Source organism: Sulfuriferula multivorans, from assembly GCF_003851125.1.
GTDB classification, from domain to species: Bacteria; Pseudomonadota; Gammaproteobacteria; order Burkholderiales; family Sulfuriferulaceae; genus Sulfuriferula; species Sulfuriferula multivorans.
The window spans coordinates 1-6,940 of the sequence record NZ_BGOW01000071.1 but is presented as its reverse complement, the minus strand read 5'-3'; the positions used below and the strand labels follow the sequence as shown (position 1 = coordinate 6,940).

Sequence of the window (6,940 nt, the reverse complement as noted above, 5' to 3'; positions counted from 1 at the left end):
ATCAGGGCGGTGTGTACGATCTGCACAGCGGCGCACCCGGCAACGGCCGCGACGGCACGCCGTATTCGGGCTGGTGAAGCATGCATCAGCGCGGACGCGACCATGTGGTTCGACGGTGGATTCTTCCGGGTTTTCCCGGTGTTTAAGTGAGTTTTTTATATTTCACAAATATGCCAAGAAGCTGTCATCTTGGTCAGTTAGGCTCGCCCGATATCAAATCGGATCACATAATACGAATACAGAGAGCGTTGCGGCATGATCGAAGAAATTACGCTCCAGGGGGAAGATCAAAAAAACCTGGCTTATATTGTGGAAACCTCCTTGCGGGTGCAGCAACGCAGCCATTTTTTTTCATGGGTTCAGGGCCCGCTGCAAACACTGATACCGCATGAAATCCTGATCTGCGCCTTGCGGCATACGCCCGACAGCGATATGTATACGGAACGATTCAGTGCCACGCGCTATTTCCGCGACGAGCATTTTCAGACCGTGTGCAAGCCGCTGGATGGACTGCTGGCGCACATGGTCGCACGCTGGGATGTCAGCGGCCAGCCGTGCATGCTCCCCATCGCCGAAGCGCAACCGGGCATCAGCAGCTGTGAGTCGCAATGGGCCGACCAGCTGCACACCCTTGAGTTGCGCAATGTCGCTGCTCATGGAGTACGCGCAGCGGACGGCGGGGTCAAGGCGTTTTTCAGCTTTTCCCGGGTATCGGTGCCGCTGGGCATTCAAATTGCCCACTCCCTGCGGATACTGGTGCCCTGTATTTTCACCACCTTTTCCCGGATGCTGGCGGAAGAGCGGCATACTGGAAACGCTCTGTGCAATCCGGCCATCAACATGGTCAAGCCGCTCAGGCCGCGCGAAATAGAAATCCTTGTATGGATCCGGGAAGGCAAAAGCAATAACGAAATCGCGCAGATTCTGGCATTGAGTCCGCACACGGTAAAAAACCACATTCAAAAGATCATGAACAAGCTCAATGTGCGAACCCGTGGTCAGGCGGTGACGCGTGCAATCAGTCTCGGCATCATCCGGCACAACCAGCGCTGAAAATTAATCCAACCGCCAGATCGATCAGCAATTAGATTCGATCATGGCCCTGTCGCGCCTACAAAACGCTAAATCTGGTTCAAATCAAGTGAAGCGGGTGAAACCAATCGATGATTTTTATTGCACTGTGCACTAAAGGTATCCCACTTGGTTTTACTGACATTTCCATTGCTGGTACTGAAATCGAAAATCTGACACGATAAATCTTGTCGAAATAATTCTATTACATGCAATTCTCTGAACCATATCGCGCATAACGGGTCTTGACATGGGTAGGATTAAGGAGGCTTTTTGATGAAACTCAATCTGGTGACATTTGCACTTTCACTCAGCAGCCTGCTGCCTGGAAACTCGCAGGCAGGGTACCTGATTTCGGTTGATGACAGCGATTATCAACAAGACTTGCATGTGGGTGCAGTCTTGCTCAACAACGCACCGATTATTGTGGATATTGGCAAGCTTGGCGATGGCCTGCAATCAAGCGGGCCAGATTACTTTACTGCTGCAAGCTTCACCACGAATTCGGCCGCAGCGGGCGGGAACAGTCTCGATCTGTCCATCAACCACGAACTCCATGCCACGACCAAAAATAATTCATCCACCGTCTTGTTTGATATAAAAACACTGGTGAATCTGGATGGCTACATGGGGGATGGCGGCAAACTCAGCGTCTACGCATCCGCCCCGGTTAATTTCGGTGTCGGAATGCGCATCAATGCCGATCATGGTCAGGCATTGGGTGATCCTGTACGGATCAAGGCATCTGCGTTGTATAAGTCGTTTGAAGACGGAGTGGTAATCAGCAAGTCAGGCTACGCGTTCGTATCGTTCTTTTTGAATAATAAATATATTGGCACTTTTAGCGGGACTGCAATTGAAACCAGCTTCCTGGCCCATGTCGGTGATACGCTCCAATTATTTGGAAGTGGTCAATCCAGAATTAGCGTCGCCGATGCAAGCTTTGCCCGTGGCGACAAGATCACCGCATTTCAATCCAATGCTATGAAAGCCTCATTCACGGTTAGCCCCGTGTCCGAACCCGAAACTCACGCCATGAAGCTTGCCGATCTTGATCTGTCAGAAGCAATTGGGGGTTGATGAAAGACAGGCGACTAAGAGGCCGCACCATTGCCATGAAAGGCGAAAAATGGTGCGGCCTTTGGAGTACATTCAATTTCGATTTGAAGGTCAGTCAGTCGTCGAGATCCTTCCCACCTCGCAAGTCGCTGAGTGGGTCTGCCTAAACGGCGCTTCAGAAGTTGCGGCGGCGCATCATGAAGCCGAGCAGACCCAGACCGGCGAGCATCATGGCGTAGGTATTGGATTCGGGTACAGGGCTGACGGTCAGGTAAGTATTCAGACTACCGTATGCGTTGGCTGCAGGCGCGTCGCCAGGGGCCAGACTCAGGGCGGAGACAGAAATTAACGACGAATTCAGCAAATCAAGCCGAACCTGGTCGCCGATGTGAGCGTTAAATGACAGGTAATCACTGCCTGCGCCTGCCCCGCTTATGCTGTTCGCTTTCACTTGGGCGCCATTCAGATAAAGGGAATAACTGGAGAACAGTGTCTGAGTCGTGCCCGCGCTTCCATTACCGATGTGGCTGTAATCCTGAGCAAAGCCGACCTTAACGGCCATGCCGTCGGATTCGCCCAGACCGGGGGTAATGAAAAAGGATTGTTTGAGAAGGCTGACGGGGGCCAGGGAGACAGCGCTCATGTTGGTAGCGGAACCGATGTGGGCGTTGTCCAGCGTGGCGGAGGTGGCGAGGTTGACAAAAGCGGTGCTGGCATCACTGTTATAGCTGGTACCCGCATAGACTTCGTGGGTCATGCTTAGATCGATGCTATTGGCGCCCGATGTAGCGGTCAGGGTGCGCCAGCTACCGACTGCAAGGGAATCGGCGGTGTGGATATTCATGTCGTCGCCGATGTTGCCGATCTCGACGCCAGCAGCTACGCCGTCGAAGGAAACGGCACCGACACGCGTGCCGGCTGCGTCGGAGGCGCCCATGGTCCAAGTGGCCGCTGATGCCGTGCCGCTGGCGGCGATGAGGGCCAAGGCAGCGATGAAGGTCTTGTTCATTTATGGCTCCTAAGTTTATGGAAAGGGCTTATATCGCTGCCGGGCAGGCGGCGACTTTGACGATACGATCCCGGGCGCCGGGAACCACGGGGCTGTGAGCTGTGAAGTAGTCCTGCATCGAGTCCAGATCGACTGCCCCACCGAGCTGGCTGGTACCCAGTTTGAACACGGTAAAGTTATCGCCGCCGTCGGCCAGGAAGGAATTCATCGTCACCCGGTAAGGGGCGGACTTATCGATGGCTACGCCATTCAGCTTGACGCTGCCGTCACAGACGAAATGCCCGCCTTTTTGCGCGGCGAAATTGGCTGCCGCGGTGTCGAAAGTGTGCTGATAGCCAAAACCGCCGGACACTTGCAGGATGCGCGAATAAGGCTGCGTGGCACCCCATTGCTGCTCCAGCAGGTCATAGATCTGCTGGCCGGTGAGGGTTTTGGTCACCAGCGAGTTGCCGAACGGCTGCACAGTGAAGGCCTCGCCGTAAGTCACCACGCCATCGCCTTCACCGGCAGCGCTGGAGGGGTAGGTAAAGTCAGCGCGTATGCCACCCGTATTCATGAAAGCAATCACCGCGCCGCCCAATGCTGCAGGGGCAGTGGATTCCAGTTGTGCATCGGCGATCACGTCACCCAACGCCGATTCACCGCCGGCGTTTGGACTACGCGTGATGGCGGCGCTGATGACGCCCAGGGCATGGTTGGCGATAGGCGCGGCAAGCGCGGCGTAGTTGCTTACTAGCGTGGTCAGACTGGCCACGGGGGTTACCACGCCGGGAGTGCGATCAACAATCAGGTTGCTGGCTTTCACGCCGATCACGTCACGGGTCACGGTGTTCAGCGTCAGGTCGATTTCGCTGACCAGCCGGCCATAGCTGCCGGCGCTGGTCACCGGGATGGCGCGACCGGTGCTGTTGGGCAGGTCGCACAGATAGGCCTGATGCGTGTGGCCGCTGATGACCAGGTCCACCGCATTGTCCAGACGGCTGACAATGTTGACGATGGGGCCGGAAATGCCGGGACAGTTGGTGTAATTGCCGGTGGGAACACCGCCTTCATGTATCAGCACCACGATGGCGTTGACACCTTGTGCCTTAAGCTGAGGGACCAGAGCGTTGACGGTGTCGGCCTCGTCCTTGAACTCCAGGCTGGAAATGCCGCTGGGGGTCACAATGCTGGGCGTGCCTTTCAGGGTCATGCCGATAAAGGCTACCTTGTTGCCCTTGAAATTCTTGATGCCGTAGGCGGGGAATAGGGTTTTGCCGTCGGTTTTTTCGACCACGTTCGCCGCCAGGAAATTGAATTTGGCGCCTTCGAATGGGTAAGGCGTACCGACCTGGTTGCCTCTGCAGGAATGGCTATCGACAGGATGGCAGCCGCCATTCTGCATACGCAGCAGCTCGTCGCGGCCTTCGTCGAATTCATGGTTGCCCACGGCATTGAAGTCCAGACCCAGGATGTTCATGCCTTCGATGGTGGGCTCGTCATGGAACAAGGCGGAAATCAGCGGCGAAGCACCGATCAGGTCGCCGGCTGAAACAGTAACGCTGTTGGGGGACTTGGCCCGGATGTTCTTGACGTAGGCGGCAAGGTAGTCGATGCCGCCGGAAGGAAGAAACTGATTGGACGTGTTTTTATAGTTGCCTGGGCTTTGCAGGTTGCCGTGGAAATCGTTGAAAGCGGCGATGCTTACCAGCAAGGTGTTACCTACATCGGAACGCGCGGCGGCTTGCATCAGTCTGGAACGTTCCTGAGCCGTGATCAGTTTGCTCTGCAGCCAACCCTGACTTTGCCGCGACAGTGCGGCGACGAATTCACCGTGGTTACCCCAGTTGGCGCCCTCGGCGACGTTATCCACGACCAGATCGTTGAGACAGGAATCGGCGACGGGTTTATTGATCACGCCGCTATCGATGGCACCTGCGAATACAGTGCCGCGTTCATCCACGCAGGCTGCGTGAACGCTGGCATTAAAGGCTAACAGTAGCGCGATGGCCAAGGGTTTGACGGCGTAATGCATGAATTCCTCCTGAGTTTGATCTGGATTTTGGCAGACCGCATGGAACACAATCAGCGTGATGAATTGTCGCGAAGAGATATGACAGGTACTTGATGGCATAGCTGCGTCTGAATGAGTTGTTCGGACTATGGTTTGGGTTTCAGCCAACTACAACCGGCATCGGCGGTCATCTGTACTGTAGGCCGGGATGAATCCCGACCTACACTTAATGGATAATCCGGGTTGAAACGGGCCCGGCATTTCCCTGCTTCCTGGGGCTTAGATCAATGGCCTGACGGATCATGCCGGAAAGCCAATTTGAGGCAGCGCAGCAGTCTTGAAGGTTGTGCCAGGGATAGACCCGGGTGGCGATGGGATGGCGCAGGTTTTCCAACAGCGCGACCTGCAAGGCGGGATGCGCTTCCGGGTCTTCGTCCAGGCTCGCCAGCAATGAATACACATCCGGTTTGAGCAGCAAGGTAAGGCTGAAGTGAGTGCCGTCAGTAGCAGGATGCAGCTCCACGCGCGCTTCCAGCCCGGTGCCGAGCCGATCGGGTTCGACCAGCGCTGCGATGCGCCGCGCCAGGCACGCGACCACCGGTTCGGCCTTGGTGGACGTAGCCACCAGGGCCAGCGGTGTGGCGGCTGAGGCGGCGTGGAATGGTCCTTGCATAACCAGGCACAACAGACCCAGCAAGCAGCTACGATTCAATGGCGCTTCCTCGCCATGAAACCAAGCAGTCCCAGACCGGCCAGTAGCATGGCATAGGGCTCTGGTTCAGGTACTGGCGCGGGAGTGTAGATGAGGGTGCCATAGTCTGGTGCGACAACGACGACGGGTATGTTGAAGGGTACAGGTGCGTAGATGTAGATGGAGCCATAGTCTGGTACGACAACGACGGGTTGTGTGTCCACTGGTTGAGAAACGAAAATCACACTCGTCGCGTCGAAAACGCCGGGAGTGAGGGCGAATTCTGGATCGGATGACTCCGTCGCGAAACTCAGCCCATGGAAAACCCCTTCCGTGGAGGCCACTTCGATGGCGGCAGCGGTGTTGGCATGCGTGTAAGCGCTGTTGTGGAAGTTCAGGTTCGGTGTATCCGCTTTCAGATATTCGCTATCCGTGCCAATCAGTCCGGTGTCGTTAAAGCTGACCGGTATTCGACTATTCGACCAGTCCTGAGTAAAAGGTAACGACTGAGCGGTACTGTCGGCCCAAGTCACGGCTGAATAAGAAAACAGGCCAATAACGGCCAGAACGAGGGGCAGGGGTTTAAAGCGAAGCATGGAGCATCCTTCCGGCGGGTCTATGGATTAAGCAACATGCAAGACTCTACCGGCACATTGTTGAAGGAGTTAAGACCATGCGGGCGCGAAACATAGGCCGTTCGGCCCATCCCAATTATCCGGATGAAAGACTAAAGCGCATTAAAGCGCCAACGAAACCGACTTCGGCAAGCGGGCCGACTATGATGCGCAGATCGGTCGCATTGTATTCGATGCCGCGCTGGTGCGGCAAACAACAATGCTGCCATGAACATGAAACGATGGCTCATAAAGATTCCTCAAAAATAAAAATGGAGAGACCCATGGCCTCTCCAGAAAAATCACGCTGATACGATCAACCGGTTACAGACCCAGCGCGTCTTTCATCACGTGGAAAATATAGTTCTGTTCCTGCACGCCGTGAAACAGGTGCGCTTTCGGACCGCGGGCAAAGATCGCCACGTCTTCGCCCGCGTGGGTTTCCGAAGACAGGGGCACCAGCGCCTCCTGGTGGAAGCCCTGATCGGTGGTGTCCACATGGG

7 protein-coding genes are annotated in these 6,940 nt (G+C 55.6%); 2 read left to right on the top strand and 5 right to left on the bottom strand.

Annotation, left to right across the window (positions count from 1 at the left end; all coding sequences use genetic code 11):
- Positions 1-255 precede the first annotated feature (255 nt).
- Together epsA and EI185_RS17555 are read left to right on the top strand one after the other, a co-directional pair.
- A complete protein-coding gene (gene epsA, locus EI185_RS17560; RefSeq protein ID WP_124706438.1) occupies positions 256-1,053 on the top strand; it encodes an XrtB/PEP-CTERM-associated transcriptional regulator EpsA in 798 nt (265 codons plus the stop codon).
- Between the two features lie 294 nt (positions 1,054-1,347).
- Positions 1,348-2,151, top strand: a complete 804-nt coding sequence (locus EI185_RS17555) for a hypothetical protein (RefSeq protein ID WP_124706437.1) — start codon at positions 1,348-1,350, stop codon at positions 2,149-2,151.
- A 154-nt stretch (positions 2,152-2,305) separates the two neighbouring features.
- Here EI185_RS17555 and EI185_RS17550 read toward each other — a convergent pair whose 3' ends face one another.
- From EI185_RS17550 to EI185_RS17530, 5 genes are all read right to left on the bottom strand, one after another.
- A complete protein-coding gene (locus EI185_RS17550) occupies positions 2,306-3,139 on the bottom strand; it encodes a PEP-CTERM sorting domain-containing protein (protein ID WP_223247923.1) in 834 nt (277 codons plus the stop codon).
- Positions 3,140-3,167: 28 nt separating this feature from the next.
- Positions 3,168-5,153, bottom strand: a complete 1,986-nt coding sequence (locus EI185_RS17545; protein ID WP_124706436.1) for a bifunctional metallophosphatase/5'-nucleotidase — start codon at positions 5,151-5,153, stop codon at positions 3,168-3,170.
- A 205-nt stretch (positions 5,154-5,358) separates the two neighbouring features.
- On the bottom strand, positions 5,359-5,844 hold the full coding sequence (locus EI185_RS17540) for a hypothetical protein (RefSeq protein WP_124706435.1): 486 nt from the start codon (positions 5,842-5,844) through the stop codon (positions 5,359-5,361).
- Positions 5,841-6,419: a PEP-CTERM sorting domain-containing protein gene (locus tag EI185_RS18300; RefSeq protein WP_223247922.1), complete on the bottom strand. Its 579-nt coding sequence runs from the start codon at positions 6,417-6,419 to the stop codon at positions 5,841-5,843. Before EI185_RS18300 ends, EI185_RS17540 begins: the two co-directional genes overlap by 4 nt.
- Positions 6,420-6,761: 342 nt before the next feature.
- A complete protein-coding gene (locus EI185_RS17530; RefSeq protein WP_223247924.1) occupies positions 6,762-6,935 on the bottom strand; it encodes an alkaline phosphatase in 174 nt (57 codons plus the stop codon).
- Positions 6,936-6,940: the final 5 nt, after the last annotated feature.

Excerpts from the sequence above, each read along its gene's own strand:
- EI185_RS17555 (WP_124706437.1), top strand. The coding sequence starts at position 1,348 with ATGAAACTCAATCTGGTGACATTTGCACTTTCACTCAGCAGCCTGCTG.
- EI185_RS18300 (WP_223247922.1), bottom strand. The coding sequence starts at position 6,419 with ATGCTTCGCTTTAAACCCCTGCCCCTCGTTCTGGCCGTTATTGGCCTG.
- EI185_RS17545 (WP_124706436.1), bottom strand. The coding sequence starts at position 5,153 with ATGCATTACGCCGTCAAACCCTTGGCCATCGCGCTACTGTTAGCCTTT.
- epsA (WP_124706438.1), top strand. The coding sequence starts at position 256 with ATGATCGAAGAAATTACGCTCCAGGGGGAAGATCAAAAAAACCTGGCT.
- EI185_RS17550 (WP_223247923.1), bottom strand. The coding sequence starts at position 3,139 with ATGAACAAGACCTTCATCGCTGCCTTGGCCCTCATCGCCGCCAGCGGC.